Consider the following 17,934-nt stretch of genomic DNA (forward strand, 5'->3'; position numbering starts at 1 on the left):
CGGTCGGCAAAAACAGTAACAGCAGGGGTTCGGCACTCGTTGCGAAAAGTTGTGAATTAGGCCTGACGGTTGCGCAGGGCGCTTTCCATGCGTTGCAGGCCTTCTTCCAGCATCGACCGTGGGCAGCCGAAGTTCAGGCGCACGAACTGCTGGCTGTCATCGCCGAACTCGATACCGGCGCTCAACCCGACCTTGGCCTGTTCCAGGAAAAACTGCTGCGGATCGTCCAGGCCCAGGGCGCTGCAATCCAGCCAGGCCAGGTAGGTGCCTTGTGGCGCATGCATCACCACGCCGGGCAGGCGGGTCTGCACGGCATCGAGCAGGTAGTCACGGTTGGCTTGCAGGTACTGCACCAGCGCATCGAGCCATTCGCCGCACTGGCTGTAGGCGGCGCGGGTGGCTTCCAGGCCCAGGGGGCTGACGCTGTCGACCATGCCGCAACGGGCATGGTTGAAGCGCTCGCGGATCTCGGCGTTCTGTACCACGGCGAAGCAGGTCTTCAGGCCGGCGACGTTATAGGCCTTGCTCGCCGACATCAGGGTGATAGTGCGTTGGGCGATCTCGGGGCTGAGGCTGGCGGTAGGGATATGGCGGCGGCCGTCGAAGCACAGTTCGGCGTGGATTTCGTCGGAGATGATCAGCGCGCCGTTTTCCAGGCAGGCGTTGGCCACGGCCAGCAGTTCTTCACGGAGGAACACTTTGCCCACGGGATTGTGCGGATTGCTCAGCAGCAGGGCGCCGGCGCCGCTCAGTGCCTGGCGCATGGCCGGCAGGGGCGTGAGGTATTCACCGTCGACCAGCGCGAAGGGGACTTCGATGCGCGGCAGGTTCCAGTGCCCGGGTGCCAGGCGAATCGGCCGGTAGTTGGGGGTTTGTAGCACCACGGCCTGGCCCGGCTGCACAAACGCATGCAGCGCCATGTTGAAACCCGGCTCGACGCCAGGCAGGAACAGCAACTCATCCGGCTGCACGCGCCAGGCGTACTTGTTCCACAGGTCGGCAATGATCGCCTCGCGTACATCCGGTCCGGCGACGCTGTAGCCCAGCACCTGCTGGTCCAGGCGTGCATGCAAGGCCTGCAGCACGGCGGGTGGGGCGGCGATGTCCATGTCGGCGATCCACATCGGCAACACGTCTTGCGGGTAACGGTTCCACTTGGTGCTGCCGGTGCCGAGGCGTGGGTGGATCGTGTCGAAATCAAAGCTCATGGGGGGCTCGTATCAGGGCGTCAGGCGCAGGAATGGCGCTGATTCTAGCGCCATTATTTTTATAGGCCAGAGCTGATTGCCACCCACCGTTGCCGATGTGCCTGTCCCAGGCGCGGGTTCATTGGCTCAGGTCTTGGGAAAAGTGCATGCCCAGGGCCATGTGCATGATCAGGCTTTGGGTGCTTTTGCGTCGGGGGACAGGCCCAGCAAAACGCTCTTGCCCCAACACTCGGCACCTCGCTTAGGCTCGGTGTGCCCTCACTCCGGCTTGAATCCGTGGGCCACGGATTCAAGCCTGCGTTCGGCCAGCGTGTTTAACGGGGCCCCTCAGATCAAAATCAAGATCAAGAGCGACTCGCTTCGCATCGTGGATACGCGGTCCATTGTAGGAGCCGGCTTGCCGGCGAAAAACGTGAGACCGCCGCGTTTTGTCTGGTTCCCCGTGTCATCGTTAACGACCATCGCCGGCAAGCCAGCTCCTACACGTACCTGCCTTTGATCCAACCACTCAGGCCGCCGTGCTGTGGCTTTTGATTTTGATCTTAGGCGGCCCCCCAAATCACTGTCGGATTACGGGCACACCGAGCCTAGGCGAGGTGCCGAGTGTTGGGGCAAGAGCGCTTTGGTTACTTTCGCGCTTGTCGAAAGTGACCCGCCGTAAGGGCGGAACCAATATCAGCCATCATCCAAATAACGGATATGCCCCCAATCACAACCCCTGACTCCCCCGAATCAAGTCATACGCCTTGCGTGCAATCGGATTCGCCGTATTCGGGCGAATCCACAAGTAATACGTCACCTCCGGCAACCGCGGCAGCCCATCCGTCTCCCCCAGCACCCGCATATCCGGCCCCAGCATCTCCATGCTCCGCGGTGTCACCCCTAACCCCGCGCGCGTGGCGGCCTTGATACCGATGAGGTTCGAAGCCAGGTACGCCTGCCGCCAAGGGATATTCGCCCGCTCCAACGCCTCCAACGCGTAACGCCGATAAATACTCGGCTCATCCACCAGAATCAACGGCAACGGCTCACTCGGCTGGTGAATGTACTGCGCCGAACAAATCCACCACACCGGCGACGTCCGCAATGCAAACCCCTCCAGGTTCGGATCGGACCGAGTGGAGATCACCATATCCACCTTGCCCCGATGCAAGTCATCCATCAAGAACGGACTGCGCCCCACATCGATCTCCAGGCGCAAGCGCGGGGCCGAGCGGGCGATGTGGCTGAGGATCGGCGGCAGGATGGTGTCGGCGATATCGTGCGGCGAGCCGATACGCAGCACGCCGCTCAGGCTGCTTTCGCGCAGGGAGTTCAAGGCGTCGTCATTCAGCGACAGCATCTGGCGTGCATGGCGCAGCAGTTGCAGGCCAGGCTCGGTCAGTTGCTTCTGCCGCCCACGTTTCTCGAACAGGCTGACCCCCACTTGCTGCTCCAGCCGCTGCATATGCTGGGTCACGGACGATTGGGTGCGGGCCAGGTGCGTACCGGCTTCGGCGAAGCTGTGGTGGTCGACCACGGCAATAAAAGTGCGCAGCAATTCAAGGTCGAGGGTCGACATGGCCGGTTCCAGAGGCGGTTTTTATATCAAGGGTGTGAAGTTAAACATTACAGATTTTTATGTATTGGTGAAGCGCATTTTTAACGCATCCAGTAAATCATGGGTTATGCCGCAAACGAAGGTTGTCCATGTACGGCAAGTTATAACGATATTAGATATTTGCATTTCCGTTGCCCCCGCACTCTCCCTAGCATGCCCCTCCATCAGGTCGGGGTACGCCGATCACTAGCCAGGGGGAAGTCCGATGAAGTTGAAAAAATGGTTGCCGGTGGCCCTGGGGTCGATGATCGCGTTGGGCGCCAGTGTGGCGGCGCAGGCCGATGCGACCCTGGACAAGATCGAGCAGCGTCATGTGCTGGTGGTGGGTGTGCTGTTGTCCGGCGGGCCGTTCGGCAGCATTGACCCGACGACGCAAAAGCCCAAGGGCTTGAACGTCGACCTGGCCAACGAGCTGGGCCGTCAACTCAAGGCCGAGGTGCAACTGGTGCCGGTGCTGCCGGCCAACCGTGTGCAGTTCCTGCAGCAGGGCAAGGTCGACCTGTTGATCGCCAATATGGAATGGACCGCCGAACGCGGTGAGATCCTCGGCTTCGTACCGACCCCGTTCTACCGCATCGGCGGCGCCGCTGCCGTGCTCAAGGACAGCAAGATCGCGCGCTGGGAAGACCTCAAGGACCAGCCCGTGTGCACCTCCCAGGGCAGCAGCTACGTGAAGCCGCTGACTGAATTCGGCGCACAGCTCAAGGCGTTCAAGAGCTCTTCGGAATCGCTGCTGGCCCTGCGCGGCAACAACTGCGTGGCGGCGGTGCATGACTCCACCCTGATCAACCCGCTGATCAACGACAGCGCCGAGTGGAAGGACTACCGCGTCATCGGCCCGGAACTCAACCCGGCGCCGTCGGTGATCTGGACCCGTCGTGGCGAAAGCGACACCCAGGCCAAGCTCGATCCGATCGTCAAGGAACTGCATCGCAGCGGCTGGCTGATCGACGCCCAGACCCGCAACCGCATCAGCCCGGCATCGCCGGCGCTGGTGGAATTGCAGAAACAGTTCAAGGGCGCCTGACATGCATTTCAAGACCCTCACCGCACTCGGCCTGGCCCTGTGCGCAGGCTTCGCCCACGCCGACGCCACCCTCGACAAGATCCAGCAACGCCACGCGATCAGCGTCGGTGTGATTCTCAGCGGCCCGCCGTTCGGTACCCTCGACCCCAAGACCGGCGAACACCTGGGCTACAACGTCGAACTGGCCAAGGGCATCGGCGAGGCGCTGGGCGTCGAGACCAAGACTGTCTCGGTGCTGGCGCCCAACCGCGTGCAGTTCCTGCAACAGGGCAAGGTCGACATCCTGATCGCCAATATGCAGTTCACCGAAGAGCGCGCCGAGATCCTCGACTACGTGCCCACACCGTATGAAGAAGTCGGTGGTGCGGCGTTGATTCGCAAAGGTGCCGGTATCAAGCAGTGGGCCGACCTCAAGGACAAGCCAGTGTGCGTGTCCCAGGGCAGCAACTTCATCAAGCCACTGCAAGAGACCTACGGCGCGCAGATCAAGGCGTTCCGCAGCCAGTCCGAGTCGTTGCTGTCGCTGCGTGGCAATGGTTGCGTGGCCGCGGTGCACGTCAGCCCGACCATGCACGCACTGCTCAGCGATGCCGAGTGGGCCGGCTACGAAATTCCGTTGCCGGGCGACCTGATCCCGTCCAACTCGGTGATCTGGATCCGCAAGGGCGAACACGACACCCAGGCCAAGCTCGATGCCATTGTGAAGGGCTGGCATAAAAGCGGTTTCCTGATTGCGCTCGGCGAGCGCACCGGCATGGCGCCATCCCAGGCCCTGCGTGATCTGCACGAGCAATACAGCCATGAGTGATGCGCTGTTCGCCACCTTGCAACAGCTACTCGGCGCGGCCCATGTGCAAACCAGTGAAGAGGCTGCGCATTACCTCACCGACAAACAGGGGCGCTACACCGGAAAGGTGATTGCGGCGGTGCACCCGGCCAACGCGGAGGAAGTGGCCGCGGTGGTGCGCGCCTGCGTGGCACTGAAGGCGCCGATCGTGGTGCAGGGCGGCAACACTGGCCTGATGGCCGGCGCAACACCGGATGCCAGCGGGCGTTCGGTGCTGCTGTTGCTGGACCGCATGAACCGCGTACGCACGGTTGATACCGACAACGACACGCTCACGGTGGAAGCCGGCTGCATCCTGCAAAACGTCCAGGACGTGGCCCGCGCGGCCGGTCGCCTGTTTCCCCTGAGCCTCGGTGCCGAGGGCAGTTGCACCCTCGGCGGCAACCTCGGCACCAATGCCGGTGGTACCGGCGTGCTGCGTTATGGCAACACCCGCGAACTGACCCTGGGCCTGGAAGTGGTGACCGCCGAAGGCGAGATCTGGCACGGCCTGCGCGGTCTGCGCAAGGACAACACCGGCTACGACCTGCGCGACCTGTACATCGGCAGCGAAGGCACTCTCGGCATCATCACCGCCGCCACCTTGAAGCTGTTCCCACTGCCCAAGGCCCAGGCCACGGCGCTGCTGGCGTTTGATCAGTTGTCCCAGGCCGTTGCCTTTCTGTCCCATGCCCGTGCCGGTTTCGGGGCGAACCTGACCGCCTTCGAACTACTCACCGCCGATTGCCTGGCCCTGCTGCGCGATCAGTTCCCGGAGGGCCCGCAACCGTTCAAGACCGCGAGCCAACCCTGGTTCGCCTTGATCGAACTCTCTGACAACCACGGCGAAAGCCATGCCCGCGAGGCCTTCGAGCAGGTCCTGGGCGATGCCTTCGAGCAGCAGTTGATCAGTGATGCCCTCATCGCCGAAAGCCTGGCGCAAAGCGAAGCCCTGTGGCTGCTGCGCGAAAACATGAGCGAGGCGCAAAAGCGCTCCGGGCGCAATATGAAGCACGATATCTCGGTGCCGATTTCCCAGGTAGTCGCCTTCGTGGCCCATACCGATGCGTTGTTGCAGCAGCATTTCCCCGGCGTGCGCAACTTCACCTTCGGCCACCTCGGCGACGGCAACCTGCATTACAACGTGGCGCATCCGCTGGATTCGACGGTGGACGCGCACATGGCGCACTACGCCGAACTGAGCGCCCTGGTGCACGACAGCGCCCACGCCCACGGCGGCTCGATCAGTGCCGAGCACGGTATCGGCCAGCGCAAGGTCGGCATGCTCGGCCGCTACAAAAGCCCGGTGGAGCTGGACCTGATGCGCCGCATCAAACAGGCGCTCGACCCGCACAACCTGCTCAACCCCGGCAAAGTCCTTGAGGTACAGCCATGACCCTACGCCTGTCCCAACGCGTGCAGCGGGTGTCGTTGTCCGCCAACGCCGCGGCCAAATCCCGTGCTACCGAATTGCGCGAGGCGGGTCGCGATATTCTCGACCTCACCACGGGCGAGCCGGATTTCGACACACCGGAACACATCAAGCAGGCCGCCTACAAAGCCATCGCTGGCGGCGCTACCAAGTACACACCGACGCCGGGCGTGAAGGCCTTGCGGGTCGCGGTGCAGCGCAAACTGGCCGAAGAGAACCACCTTGATTACCCGCTGGCGTCCATCGTGATCGCCAATGGTGCCAAGCAGATCATCTTCAATGCGTTCGCCGCCACTCTGGATGATGGCGATGAAGTGCTGGTGCCGACACCGTACTGGCCGTCGTTCCCCGACAGCGTGCGCTTCAATGGCGGTGAGCCGGTGTTCGTCGAATGCGGGCTGGAGCAGGGCTGCAAGCTGCTGCCGGCGCAGTTGGAACAGCACATCAGCGCACGCACGCGCTGGCTGATTCTCAACGGCCCCGGCAACCCCAGTGGCGCGGTGTACAGCGATGCCGAGTTGCGCGAGTTGGCCGAGGTGCTGCGCCGTCATCCCCAGGTGCTGATCCTGCTGGATGAACTCTACGAACATATCCGTTTCGACGATCGCCCCGCGCAAAGCCTGCTGAACGTCGCACCGGACTTGCTCGACCGCTGCCTGCTGGTGGGCGGCGTGTCCAAGACCTACGCCATGACCGGCTGGCGCATTGGCTTTGGGGCGGGGCCGAAAATCCTGACCGAGGCCATCGCGGTGGTGCAATCCCAATCCACCTCTGGTGCTTCCTCGGTGGGCCAGGCCGCTGCGTTGGCGGCTTACAACGGCGGGCTGGATTTCCTCGCGGAGCAGGTCGCCGCGTACCAGTTGCGTCGGGATATTCTGGTCGCGGCGCTGAGCAACGTCGACGGCCTGGACGTGCTCGAACCCCAGGGCGGGTTCTTCGTGTTCGTGCGCTGCGCCGGGTTGCTGGGGCGTGTGCGTCCGGACGGCCAGCGCATCGACAACGATGGTGATGTGGTGGCGTGGTTGCTGGAGGAGGGCGTGGCCGGCGTGGCAGGCAGTGCCTATGGGCTGTCGCCGTGGTTCCGCCTGTCCATCGCCACCGCGACCGACAGCGTGGCAGAGGCGGGGCGGCGTATCGCGAGCGCCTGCGGAAAGCTGCAATGATGGAACTGTTCGTGCAGTGGGCCGCCGGCATTGGCCTGAACTATAACTTCCTGCTCGATGCCTACCAGCGCGGCACCCTGGTCCAGGGCGCGTTGACCACTGGCTTGCTGTGCCTGTTCACCCTTATCGGCAGCCTGCTGGCGGGCATCACCCTGGCCGCGATGCTGACCTCGGGCAACCCGTGGCTGGCCAAGCCCGCGCGGGTATTCGTCGAAGTCACGCGCAATACGCCGACGCTGGTGCAGTTGTACTGTGCGTTCCTGGTGCTGAACATGCTGCTGACCCAGGCGGTCGGCGCGGCCAACCCGCTGACGCCGTTCGCCTGGGTGGTGATCGTGATCTCCCTGCACAAAGGCGCGTTCCATGCCGAGGCCTTGCGCGCCGGTATCGAAGCGGTGCCTGCCGTGACCCTGGAAGCCGCCAGTTCCCTGGCCTTCAGCAGCCGCCAGTTGCTGTGGAATGTGCAGTTGCCGCTGGCACTGCGCTTTGCCTTGCCGTCGCTGATCAACAACCTGATCGACCTAGTGAAGATGACCGCCGTGGCGTCCGCCATTGCCGTGGGCGACATCACCTACGCGGCGATCATGATCTGGACCCAGAGCGACAATGTGCTGGAGCTGATGATCCTGATCCTGAGCTTTTTCGGCCTGCTGAGTTTTATCGTCAATTGTGTGGGGCGCTGGCTGGAAGCGCGCCTGAGGATGCCCGGCTATGGCCATTGATTCATTCCCGGTGCTGTCGGCGTTGCTGCAATGGTCGCCGGCGCTGGTGGCCGGTTTCGGCCAGAACATTCTGATCAGCGTGGTGGCGATTGCCCTGGGCTCGGTGCTGGGCCTGTTGATCGGCGCGCTGGCGCTGTCGCCCCTGGGCATTGTCGCGCGGCTGTGGGTGCAGGTGTTTCGCAACGCGCCGTGGCTGGTGCTGATCTATTTCACCACCTACGTGTTCCCGTTCGAGATCCACATCGGCAGCAGCTACGTATCGTTCCCCGATTGGGTCAAGGTCACCATCGGCCTGGCCTTGCCGGCCAGTGCCAACGTGGCGGAGATCTTTCGCGGGGCCATCGGCTCGATCCCCAGTACCCAGTGGGAAGCCGCGCGTTCATTGGCCTTCACCCGTGGCCAGTTGTTCCGTTCGATCATCCTGCCGCAGTGCTTCAAGCGCATGTTGCCGCCGTGGATGAACCTGTATGCGGTGGTCACCATGGGCACTGCGCTGGCTTCGCTGGTGGGCGTGCATGACGTGATCGACACCGCACAGATCGCCAGCAACACCGTGAACATGACCGGTTTCACCGTGGTGATCTACCTGAGCCTGCTGGTGCTGTTCTTTGCCTATTGCTACCCGATTTCCCGTCTCACCCAACACCTGGAGCGCCGTTATGCCTTCTATTGAACCCTTGGTGAGCCTGCGGGATGTACACCTGTCGTTCGGCACCAACCCGGTGCTCAAGGGCATCGACCTGGAGGTGTTGCGCGGCCAGGCCGTGTCGATCATCGGCCCGTCGGGCTCGGGCAAATCCACGATCCTGCGCTGCATCACCGGGCTGTTGCAGCCCCAGCGCGGCAGCATCCGCGTGGGCCAGACCCAGGTCGACACCCTGGCCCAGGAAGCCCAGCGCATTGAGCTGCGCAAGCGCGTGGGGTTTGTGTTCCAGCAATACAACCTGTTCCCGCACTTGTCGGTGCTGGAAAACCTGGTGATTGCCCCGCGCAAGGTGCTGGGCCGCAACCGTGCCGACGCCGAGAAAGACGCCCGCGCACTGCTGGCCAAGGTGCGCATGGAGCACAAGGCCGATGCCTATCCTGGCCAGCTCTCCGGCGGGCAGCAACAGCGCGTGGCGATTGCCCGCGCCCTGGCGATGCGCCCGGAGTTGATCCTGTTCGACGAAGTGACCTCGGCCCTTGACCCGGAAACCGTCGGTGAAGTGCTCACGGTGATCCGCGAGTTGACCGAGGAGGGCATGACCTGCGTGCTGGTCACCCATGAAATGCGCTTCGCCGAAGAGATCAGCGACGTTGTGTACTTCACCGAGAACGGCGTGATTGTCGAGCATGGCAGCGCCGCACAGATCTTCCAGAACCCGACCAGCGAACGCACCCAGACGTTCCTGCGTCACGCCCTGGGCGATTCGGGACGCCGTGGCCCCATCGCTCACGACCCGTACCTGTTGACCAATTTGAGCCGTTACAGCCTGTCTGTCTGATAAGAGGAAAATCGTGATGAGTATCGAAAACCGTGCCGACGTGATCGAAGCGTTTTTGCAGCAGATCCGCGTCATCAACCAGCGCGGCGTAGACCGTGCGGCCCTGGCAGAAATCGTTGGCCTGCTGGAAAACCTCGCTGAACGTCGCGACCTGTTCAACTTTGACGAATTCCCCGCGCCCGTGCCGGGGCAGGGCAGCACTGCGTTTCGCTATCGCCTGAACGACGACGGCGATACGCCGACCCTGTACCTCAACTCGTTGCTGCCGGGCAAAAGCACCATCGCGCACAACCACGAGACCTGGGCAATCATCAGCGCTATCGAAGGCCAGGAGATCAACTACGTCTACGCGCGCAACGACGAAGGCCGCGAACCGGGGTTCACCACCCTGACCCTGGAGAAAGAAGTGATCGTGCAGCCGGGCACCTCGATTTCGTTCCTGGGCGAAGACCTGCATGGCATCAAGGTCGAGGGCGAGCAGGCGACGTTGCACTTCCACTTGTACGGGCTGCCGCTGGAATCGCTGAACGGCCGGTATGGCGTGGAAGCGGACGGTCGTATCCTCAACTACAACGCCTCGCAGATGGCGCCGTCTATCAAGGCCTATGCCTGAGCAATGCCGGGACCGCTTTATGTGGGAGCCGGGCTTGCCCGCGATGCAGGCGCTGCGGTGTATCTGATGCATCGCGATGATGCCATCGCAGGCAAGCCAGCTCCCACATTTTGATCTGCGTTTATCCAGGGGGTTTTATGATTGATCTGTATTACTGGCCGACGGGCAATGGGTTGAAAGTCGGCATCCTGCTCGAAGAGCTGGGCGTGGAATATCGCCTGGTGCCGGTGAATATCCGCGAAGGCCAGCAAAAGCACGCCGACTTCCAGCGCATCAGCGCCAATGGGCGGATCCCGGCGATTGTCGACCATCGCCCTGCAACGCCGCTGAGCCTGTTCGAATCCGGCGCGATCCTCAATTACCTGGCCGACAGCGCCGGGCAGTTCCTGCCACCGGCAGGCAGTGCCGAGCGGCAAAAGGTGCAGGAATGGCTGTTCTGGCAGGTCGGGCATATCACCCCGTACTTGAGCCAGTTGCAGGTGTTCAAGGAGAAGGCGCCGGAGCCGATTCCCTTCGCCCTCGACCTGTTGAACGCCGAAGCCACGCGCCTGTATCGGGTGCTGGAGCAGCGACTGGCCGAAGTGCCGTATGTGGCCGGCGCGTATTCGGTGGCAGACATGGCGATCTTCCCGTGGATCCAGCCGCTGCGGCAGGGCCAGGCGCTGGCGGACTACCCGCATATCCAGGCCTGGCGTGAGCGCATCAAGGCGCGGCCGGCGGTGCAGCGTGCCTATGCCAAGGGTCGCGAAGTGGCCGCGGGCGAACGCTCGTTGGCGTTGCAGTAAATCTTTCTTAATTTGTTGGGACTTCCATGAGCCAGACCATCACCCCAAGTCAACTGCAGCAATGGCTGTTCGACGGGCAGGAAATTGCCGTGTTCGACGTGCGCGAACACGGGCAATACGGTGAAGCCCACCTGTTCCATGGGGTGAACCTGCCCTATAGCCGCCTGGAGCTGGAAGTACGCCGCCTGGCGCCTAACCCGCAGGTGCGCCTGGTGATCTACGACCAGGATGACGGTGACGTGGCGGCGCGTGCGGCCGCGCGTTTGCAGGCGTTGGGTTATCGCCATGTGCATGTGCTGGAAGGTGGCGCGGACGGCTGGCAGGCAGCAGGTTTGCAGCTGTTTGCCGGTGTGCACGTGCCGTCCAAGGCCTTTGGCGAATTGGTGGAAGAGGCTAGCCACACGCCGCACGTCACTGCCCGGCAACTGGCGCAGTGGCAGGCGCGTGGCGAGCCGCTCGTGGTATTGGACGGTCGACCGTTCGACGAGTACCGCAAGATGACCATCCCCGGTTCCATCTGCTGCCCCAACGGCGAGCTGGGCTACCGCGTGCACGACCTGGTGCCGGATGACAGCACGCCTATCGTGGTCAACTGCGCGGGCCGTACCCGCAGCATTATCGGGGCGCAGACGCTGATCAACCTGGGGCTGAAGAACCCGATCTACGCGCTGGAAAACGGCACGCAAGGCTGGTACCTGGAAGACTTCCAACTGGAACACGGCAGCACCCGGCGTTATGCCGACCGGGTCAGCAGCGATCTGGCCCGGCAGCGCCAGGCCGCACGTCAGCTGGCTGAGCGGGCAGGGGTGGTGAATGTATCGGCCGAGCAGGTGCGCCGGTGGGCTGATGACGCCCAACGCAGCCTGTTCCTGTGCGACGTGCGCACCGCTGAAGAATTTGCCGCCGGCAGCCTGCCGGGGGCGCAACACACACCGGGCGGACAGTTGATCCAGTCCACCGACCTGTATATCGGCGTGCGTCAGGCCCGTGTTGTGTTGGTGGACAGCGACGGTGTGCGTGCTCCGGTCGTCGCCAGTTGGCTGCGCCAGCTGGGGCATGAGGCCTATGTGTTGAACGACGGCATCGACTGCGGCCTGGCGTTGCCGGTGCTGCAGTCGGTGGCGTATGAGCCGTTGCCGTTGATCAGCGCCGAGGCCCTGGCGCTGGAATTGAACGATGTGAACCTGATCGACCTGCGCCCGAGCATGGTGTATCGCAAGGGGCATATCGCCGGGTCGCGCTGGTCGATTCGTTCGCGGCTGCAAACCGATCAACGCCCGTTGGTGCTGGTGGCGGATGACCCGGCATTGGCGGCCTTTGCTGCCGAAGGCCTGTCGGCACACTTGCTGGACGGCGGTTTCGCCGCCTGGGTAGCCGCCGGCCTGCCAGTGAGCGAAGACCCGCAAAACCCGCCCGACGCACAGTGCATCGACTTCCTGTTCTTCACCCATGACCGCCACAGCGGCAACAAGGATGCCGCACGCCAATACCTGGCCTGGGAAATCGGCTTGCTGGCGCAGATGAGCGCGGCGGAAATTGCCAGCCTCAAGCCGCTGGCCGCGCCATCGCGGGTGCGTACCCGGCTGATCCACGCGGCACGCACTGAAAAGGGCCAGGGTGGCCGTGCGGTCAACGTGCCAGTCACGCGTTTGAGCACGGTGCTGTTCGACAACCTGGCCCAGATGCGCGACGCCCGTGCGCGCCGTGACAGCGAGCGGGTGCTGACCTACGGCGCACGCGGCAACCCGACCTCCCACGCCCTCGAAGACCTGGTCACCGAGCTGGAAGGTGGCTATCGCACGCGTCTCTACGGCACCGGCCTGGCGGCCGCCGCCCAGGTGTTCCTGGCCTACCTGCGCCCCGGCGACCATGTGCTGATCACCGATGCGGTGTATTCGCCGGTGCGCAAGTTGGCCCGCGAGTTCCTGCTGCCGTTCGGGATCGAGGTCGGCTATTTCTCCCCCGACGGCCAAGGCCTGGAAGCGCAGTTGCAAGCCAACACCAAGCTGGTCTACGCCGAAGTGCCGGGCTCGCTGCTCTATGAGTTGTGCGACCTGCCGGCGATTGCCGCCTTGTGCAAGCCGCGCAATATCCTGCTGGCCGTGGACAACACCTGGGGCTCGGGTTACTTGTACCGTCCGCTGGCGCTGGGTGCGGATATTTCCATCATGGCCCTGACCAAGTACCTCGGCGGCCACAGCGATGTGATGATGGGCAGCGTGTCCACCACTCAGGCGGCCTGGCCGGCGCTGGGCCGGATGAGCGACACCTTCGGCAATGCCGTGAGTGCCGACGATGCCTACCTGATCCTGCGCGGTGCGCGCACCCTGGCGTCGCGCCTGGATGTGCACGAGCGCCAGGCGCTGGACATTGCCCTGTGGCTGCAAGCGCAACCCCAGGTCAAGCGCGTGTTCCACCCGGCACTGCCCGAGCATCCGGGGCACGCGGTGTGGCGTCGTGACTTCACCGGCAGCAATGGCTTGTTGTCGTTTGAATTGGCGAATGCAGACGCGGGCTATGTCGAGCGCTTTATCGATGGCCTGCAACTGTTCGGGCTGGGCGCTTCATGGGGCGGTTATGAAAGCCTGGTCACCGTGGCCGATACCCGGGACCGTAACAGCGCGACGGACCGTGCGTTGAACCCGGTGGTGCGCCTGCATATCGGCCTGGAGGATGTGGCGGCGTTGATCGAGGACCTGCAACGCGGGTTTGTGCTGGCAGGTTGAGGGATAAGCGCTCCCACGCAAGGTGGGAGCGCGCAACCGGTCAGTGCTTGACCGGCGTCGGCAGGGTCACGAGGTTGACGTAGCCATCCCAGAATTTTTTCTGGTCCACGCCGAACACCACCTTGGCCTTCTGCGTGCCTACCGGCGCGCCTTTCTGGTAGCCCAGTGCGCGGCCGTAGTCGGCGCCGAAGGTGGCGTCTACATCCACCCACAAGTCGCGGGATTGCGTGATGATCTCCGGGTTGACCAGGTACAGCGCCGGCAAGCTGTCCCAGGTGAAGCTGTGGTAGCTCGGGTCCTTGTCGAACAACGGCCCGAACTCATGCGTGTACAGGTCGGCAATTGCGCCTTTCTGGGCGACCACGCGCTGGTACACCGCCTTGTCGAAGGTGACTTTCTCGCACACATCATTGGGGAAGATCACGTGTTCGATGGGCGAACGCAACACGATCTTCGCCGCCTCCGGGTCGAACCACCAGTTGAACTCCGCCGCCGGTGTGGTGTTGCCCGGAATCTCCAGGGCGCCACCCATGTACACGATGCGCTTGATCAGCGGCACGATATCCGGCGCCGAGCGAATTGCCAGGGCGACGTTGGTCAGCGGGCCGACGGCGAGGATCGTCACCTGGTGCGGGTTGGCGCGCACGCTGTCGACAATGAATTGCGCGGCGGTTTCCTTGCGCAGTTTCGTGTGCGTGGCCAGGCCATCCGGTGGCGTGACCAACTGCGCGGGCGACGTAGGTCGCGGGTTTTTGAACGCCCCCGGCCAACCCGAACCGAACAGCGCCTTTTCCGCCTCATAGGTGGCGTAGTCGTGCAGCAGCGGGTAGGCGGCGCCGGAGTAGACGCCCACCTCTTTCTCCACGCCCATGCGTTCCACGGCCTTGAGGGCGTCGACTTGTTCCTGGTCGACCCAGGCGTTGCCGCTGACCAGGGTCATGCCCAGCAGCTCGATGCGTTTTTGCGCATGCAACTGGGCGAGCATGATGAAGGCCTGGCCGTCATCGTTGAGCACATTGAAGTCGGTGTCGAAGATGACTTTTTCCGCGGCCTGCGCGGTGCCGGCACACAGGCCTACCGCGACAAGCAACGCACAGCGTTTCAAGAAGCCTTGCATGGTGATTCATCCGAAAGAAGTGTGGTTATCAACGATTCACCAGTTTCGCCGGCAAGGCGATGACCAGGAAGCTGCTGAGAATCAGGCAGCCGGCGAAAAACCACAAGGCACCGGCGCTGCTGCCTGTGACGTCGATCGCAACGCCCATCAACGAGTTGCTCACCAGGCCTGCGATATTCGCCACCGAACAGGCCAGGGCAAAGCCGGTGGCCGCCGCGGTGCCTTTGAGAAAGGTTGCCGGCAGGCTGAAGAACACCGGCACCGCGCCGATGATCGCCGCCGAGGCAATCGCGAACAGCGCCACGGTGGCCGCCACGTTATGGGTAAAGAAGGTGCTGGTGGCCATGGCCGCTGCGCCGATGAAGAACGGCACGATGATGTGCCAGCGGCGTTCGCGGTGTTTGTCGGAGCTGGCGCCGATCAGCAGCATGCCGAGGAGGGCCGCGATGCTCGGTAGCGCGGTGAGCACGCCGATATGGAACGTGTCGGTGACCCCGGCGTTGCGGATGAAGGTCGGCATCCAGAAACCCATGGCGTAGGCGCTGAGCAGGATCGAGAAGTCGATACCGCCGAGCATCCACACTTTGAGGTTGAAGAAGCCGTCGCGGAAGCTGTGCTTGCTGCCGGCGCCGTCGGCGTCATCCTTGCGCAGTTCGATTTCCAGCAGGGCCTTTTCCTCCTCCGACAGCCATTTGGCTTGCTGGTAGGTGTTGGGCAGTGCCCAGAAGGTCAGCACGCCGAGCAACACGCTGGGCACCGCTTCGATCAGGAACAACCACTGCCAGCCGCGCAGCCCGCCCATATGGTCGAAATGCCCCATGATCCAGCCGGACAGCGGGCCGCCGATCACGCTGGACAGCGGCAGGCCGATCATGAACAGCGCGATGATGCGCCCGCGCCGGTGGGTGGGGAACCAGGTGGTCAGGTAGTACAGGACACCCGGCAGAAAGCCCGCCTCGGCAGCGCCGAGCAGAAAACGCAGGATGTAGAACTGGGTGGTGGAGGTGACCAGCATGGTGCAGGCCGAGAGCAGGCCCCAGGTGATCATGATGCGTGCGATCCAGATCTTCGCGCCGACCCGCTCCAGCACCAGGTTGCTGGGTACTTCGAAGAGGATGTAGCCGACAAAGAACAGGCCGGCACCAAGGCCGAACGCGGTTTCGCTGAACTGCAATTGGTCGAGCATCTGCAGTTTGGCGAAGCCGATGTTGATGCGGTCGAGGTAGGCGGCCAGGTAGCAGAAGCACAGGAACGGAATCAGTTTCCAGGTGATCTTGTGGTAGAGCGTGTTGATCGGATCGGCGACGGTGGTCGCGGGCGCTGCATTCGCAATGGGCATTGGGGTGTCTCCTGGCGGTGACTTATGGTTTTTATACAGCCGCTGTGTTCCAGCACTTCGGAGTGCTGTAGAAGCGACTTCCAAAGGCAGTGTCAGAAGACTGAGGGCGGCGGTTGGACACGGTCCATGTGGACACCGGGTTTATGTGGGAGCTGGCTTGCCTGCGATAACATCAGCGCGGTGTCACTGTTACACCGCAGCGTCTGCATCGCGGGCAAGCCCGGCTCCCACAGGGATCGGTTCCCACAGTGGAATGTGTTCCAAGGCCGGGCCTCAGTTTGTTCAAGACCGCACTCTATGGCGCGGTTCTCAGTACCGTCTTATTGCTCCCTGAACGTGCGCATCGCCTCCTGCTTGCTCACCACGTCGCCATACTTGCTGTCGATATCGAACAAGTTGGCTTCATGGGGGGCCGGGTGTCGGTCGCCGACGCACTCGCGCACGACGATGGTGCGAAACCCGTGTTGCACCGCATCCACCGCCGTGGCGCGGATGCAGCCGCTGGTGGAACAACCGGCCAGTACCACGGTGTCGATGCCCTGGGCATGCAGCATCGGCGCCAGACTGCTGCCGAAGAACGCACTGGCATACTGTTTGGTGATCACCACTTCATCGGCCTGGGGCAACACCTCGGCGCAGAACGCCGCCAGTGGGTTGCCTTCGACCATGTCTTTCATCACTGGGGCCTTCTTGACCCAGATTCCACCGTCCACGAAATGGCCGGGATGGTAGCGGATATTGGTGTGCACCACCGTAATCCCGTGCTTGCGTGCGGTGGCCAGCAGCTCCACGCTTTCAGCCACGGCCGTGACCACGCCCGGCGCGAACAGCGGTGCGCCTTCGGTGGTGTAGCCCTGCATGAAGTCGATCATCAGCAGCGCGGCTTTTTTACCGAAGCCGATGCGGTTGCCCCACACGCCCTGGTAGTTGGCGTCGGCGGATTGTTCGCTCATCTTCTCAACTCCTCATTCATGTTTGCTGTGGCGAGCGGGCTTGCTGTGGTGAGCGGGCTTGTCCCGCGTTGGAGTGCGTAGCGCTCCCGCTTTTTTTGGGGCCGCTGCGCAGCCCAACGCGGGGCAAGCCCGCTCACCACAGAATCCCGCTCACCACCACCACAGAAGCGCTTTGCACTCCAATCAATAGGCCCCGGAGAGCAGGGCGCCCGCGCCGGGAACGATGGGTTCCAGGTCCAGGGCCTTGAGCATGGCGTAGGTGGTGGCGATGGCGGCGGTGAGCACCGGTTTGCCGGTTTGCGCCTCGACCTTGGCCACCACCGGCAGCGATTGCATCTGCACGCAGGCGGACAGCACGATCACATCGACGCCTTCCAGGTTCATCCCGGCGACGATGGCCGGCAGGTTGGCCGGGTCATGACGGGCCACTTCGAGGTTGTCGGGGATCTCCAGGGCGCGCCAGTCCACCACCTCGAAGCCTTCTTCACGGATGTAATTCACCACCAGTTCGGTCAGCGGTTTCATGTACGGCGCGACAATCGCGATGCGCTTGGCGCCCATCACTTTCAGGCCTTCGATCAGGGCGCCGGCGCTGGTGATCACCGGCGCGTTGGCATCGTTGTCGGCAGTGGCCTTGCGCAGGCGTTGTTCGGAGTTGCGGTGGTAACCCAGGCCCATGGCCATGATCGCCACCAGGCACGCATAACCCAGTACATCCACCTTGGCGTCGGACAGTTCGACGGCGCAACGGTCGGACTCGCCGTCCATGGCGGCCAGTTCTTCCTTGCGCACTTGCTTCATGCGCATGCGGCTGGAGTGAAAGGTAAAACGCTCGGGGCGGATCGCCTGGCGTGCGGTGAGCATCGCCGGGATCTCGGTTTCCATGGTGGTGTTGGAACTCGGCACGATCTGGCCGATGCGATAAGGCTTCTGCATGGG

At 63.2% G+C, this 17,934-nt stretch carries 16 protein-coding genes; 10 read left to right on the forward strand and 6 right to left on the reverse strand.

What is annotated here, in order from left to right:
* Positions 1-56: 56 nt before the first annotated feature.
* Positions 57-1,208 carry a MalY/PatB family protein gene (locus BM70_RS0123285; protein WP_025858263.1) on the reverse strand — a complete coding sequence of 384 codons (1,152 nt, stop codon included), beginning with the start codon at positions 1,206-1,208 and terminating at the stop codon, positions 57-59.
* A gap of 709 nt (positions 1,209-1,917) precedes the next feature.
* The gene (locus BM70_RS0123295) at positions 1,918-2,769 is read right to left on the reverse strand and encodes a LysR substrate-binding domain-containing protein (RefSeq protein ID WP_025858264.1); all 852 of its coding nucleotides are present in this window, start codon (positions 2,767-2,769) and stop codon (positions 1,918-1,920) included.
* A 244-nt stretch (positions 2,770-3,013) separates the two neighbouring features.
* Here BM70_RS0123295 and BM70_RS0123300 point away from each other — a divergent pair, with 244 nt between their 5' ends.
* The 10 genes from BM70_RS0123300 to metC all read left to right on the forward strand — a co-directional run bounded on the left by BM70_RS0123300 (position 3,014) and on the right by metC (position 13,586).
* Positions 3,014-3,835 carry a transporter substrate-binding domain-containing protein gene (locus tag BM70_RS0123300; protein ID WP_025858265.1) on the forward strand — a complete coding sequence of 274 codons (822 nt, stop codon included), beginning with the start codon at positions 3,014-3,016 and terminating at the stop codon, positions 3,833-3,835.
* Position 3,836: 1 nt separating this feature from the next.
* On the forward strand, positions 3,837-4,643 hold the full coding sequence (locus tag BM70_RS0123305; protein ID WP_025858266.1) for a transporter substrate-binding domain-containing protein: 807 nt from the start codon (positions 3,837-3,839) through the stop codon (positions 4,641-4,643).
* On the forward strand, positions 4,636-6,057 hold the full coding sequence (locus BM70_RS0123310; RefSeq protein ID WP_025858267.1) for an FAD-binding oxidoreductase: 1,422 nt from the start codon (positions 4,636-4,638) through the stop codon (positions 6,055-6,057). Before BM70_RS0123305 ends, BM70_RS0123310 begins: the two co-directional genes overlap by 8 nt.
* Entirely contained in the window at positions 6,054-7,256 is a 1,203-nt protein-coding gene (locus tag BM70_RS0123315) for an aminotransferase class I/II-fold pyridoxal phosphate-dependent enzyme (protein ID WP_025858268.1), read from the forward strand. Before BM70_RS0123310 ends, BM70_RS0123315 begins: the two co-directional genes overlap by 4 nt.
* Positions 7,253-7,978: an amino acid ABC transporter permease gene (locus tag BM70_RS0123320; protein ID WP_025858269.1), complete on the forward strand. Its 726-nt coding sequence runs from the start codon at positions 7,253-7,255 to the stop codon at positions 7,976-7,978. The genes BM70_RS0123315 and BM70_RS0123320 overlap by 4 nt, the downstream gene beginning before the upstream one ends.
* On the forward strand, positions 7,968-8,651 hold the full coding sequence (locus BM70_RS0123325) for an amino acid ABC transporter permease (RefSeq protein WP_025858270.1): 684 nt from the start codon (positions 7,968-7,970) through the stop codon (positions 8,649-8,651). Before BM70_RS0123320 ends, BM70_RS0123325 begins: the two co-directional genes overlap by 11 nt.
* Entirely contained in the window at positions 8,638-9,462 is an 825-nt protein-coding gene (locus tag BM70_RS0123330) for an amino acid ABC transporter ATP-binding protein (protein ID WP_025858271.1), read from the forward strand. The genes BM70_RS0123325 and BM70_RS0123330 overlap by 14 nt, the downstream gene beginning before the upstream one ends.
* A gap of 16 nt (positions 9,463-9,478) precedes the next feature.
* Entirely contained in the window at positions 9,479-10,075 is a 597-nt protein-coding gene (locus BM70_RS0123335) for a cysteine dioxygenase (RefSeq protein ID WP_025858272.1), read from the forward strand.
* Positions 10,076-10,212: 137 nt separating this feature from the next.
* Entirely contained in the window at positions 10,213-10,860 is a 648-nt protein-coding gene (locus BM70_RS0123340) for a glutathione S-transferase family protein (RefSeq protein ID WP_025858273.1), read from the forward strand.
* A 26-nt stretch (positions 10,861-10,886) separates the two neighbouring features.
* Complete coding sequence (gene metC / locus BM70_RS0123345) at positions 10,887-13,586, forward strand: cystathionine beta-lyase (RefSeq protein WP_025858274.1); 2,700 nt, start codon at positions 10,887-10,889, stop codon at positions 13,584-13,586.
* Positions 13,587-13,626: 40 nt separating this feature from the next.
* Here metC and BM70_RS0123350 read toward each other — a convergent pair whose 3' ends face one another.
* The 4 genes from BM70_RS0123350 to BM70_RS0123365 form a co-directional block, all read right to left on the reverse strand.
* On the reverse strand, positions 13,627-14,703 hold the full coding sequence (locus BM70_RS0123350; protein WP_025858275.1) for a nucleoside hydrolase: 1,077 nt from the start codon (positions 14,701-14,703) through the stop codon (positions 13,627-13,629).
* A 28-nt stretch (positions 14,704-14,731) separates the two neighbouring features.
* Positions 14,732-16,042: an MFS transporter gene (locus BM70_RS0123355; RefSeq protein WP_025858276.1), complete on the reverse strand. Its 1,311-nt coding sequence runs from the start codon at positions 16,040-16,042 to the stop codon at positions 14,732-14,734.
* A gap of 320 nt (positions 16,043-16,362) precedes the next feature.
* Positions 16,363-16,995 carry an N-carbamoylsarcosine amidohydrolase gene (locus BM70_RS0123360; RefSeq protein WP_025858277.1) on the reverse strand — a complete coding sequence of 211 codons (633 nt, stop codon included), beginning with the start codon at positions 16,993-16,995 and terminating at the stop codon, positions 16,363-16,365.
* Positions 16,996-17,178: 183 nt separating this feature from the next.
* On the reverse strand, positions 17,179-17,931 hold the full coding sequence (locus tag BM70_RS0123365) for an Asp/Glu racemase (RefSeq protein ID WP_010210656.1): 753 nt from the start codon (positions 17,929-17,931) through the stop codon (positions 17,179-17,181).
* Positions 17,932-17,934: the final 3 nt, after the last annotated feature.

It is taken from the genome of Pseudomonas sp. CHM02 (genome assembly GCF_000612585.1).
Classification (GTDB): domain Bacteria; phylum Pseudomonadota; class Gammaproteobacteria; order Pseudomonadales; family Pseudomonadaceae; genus Aquipseudomonas.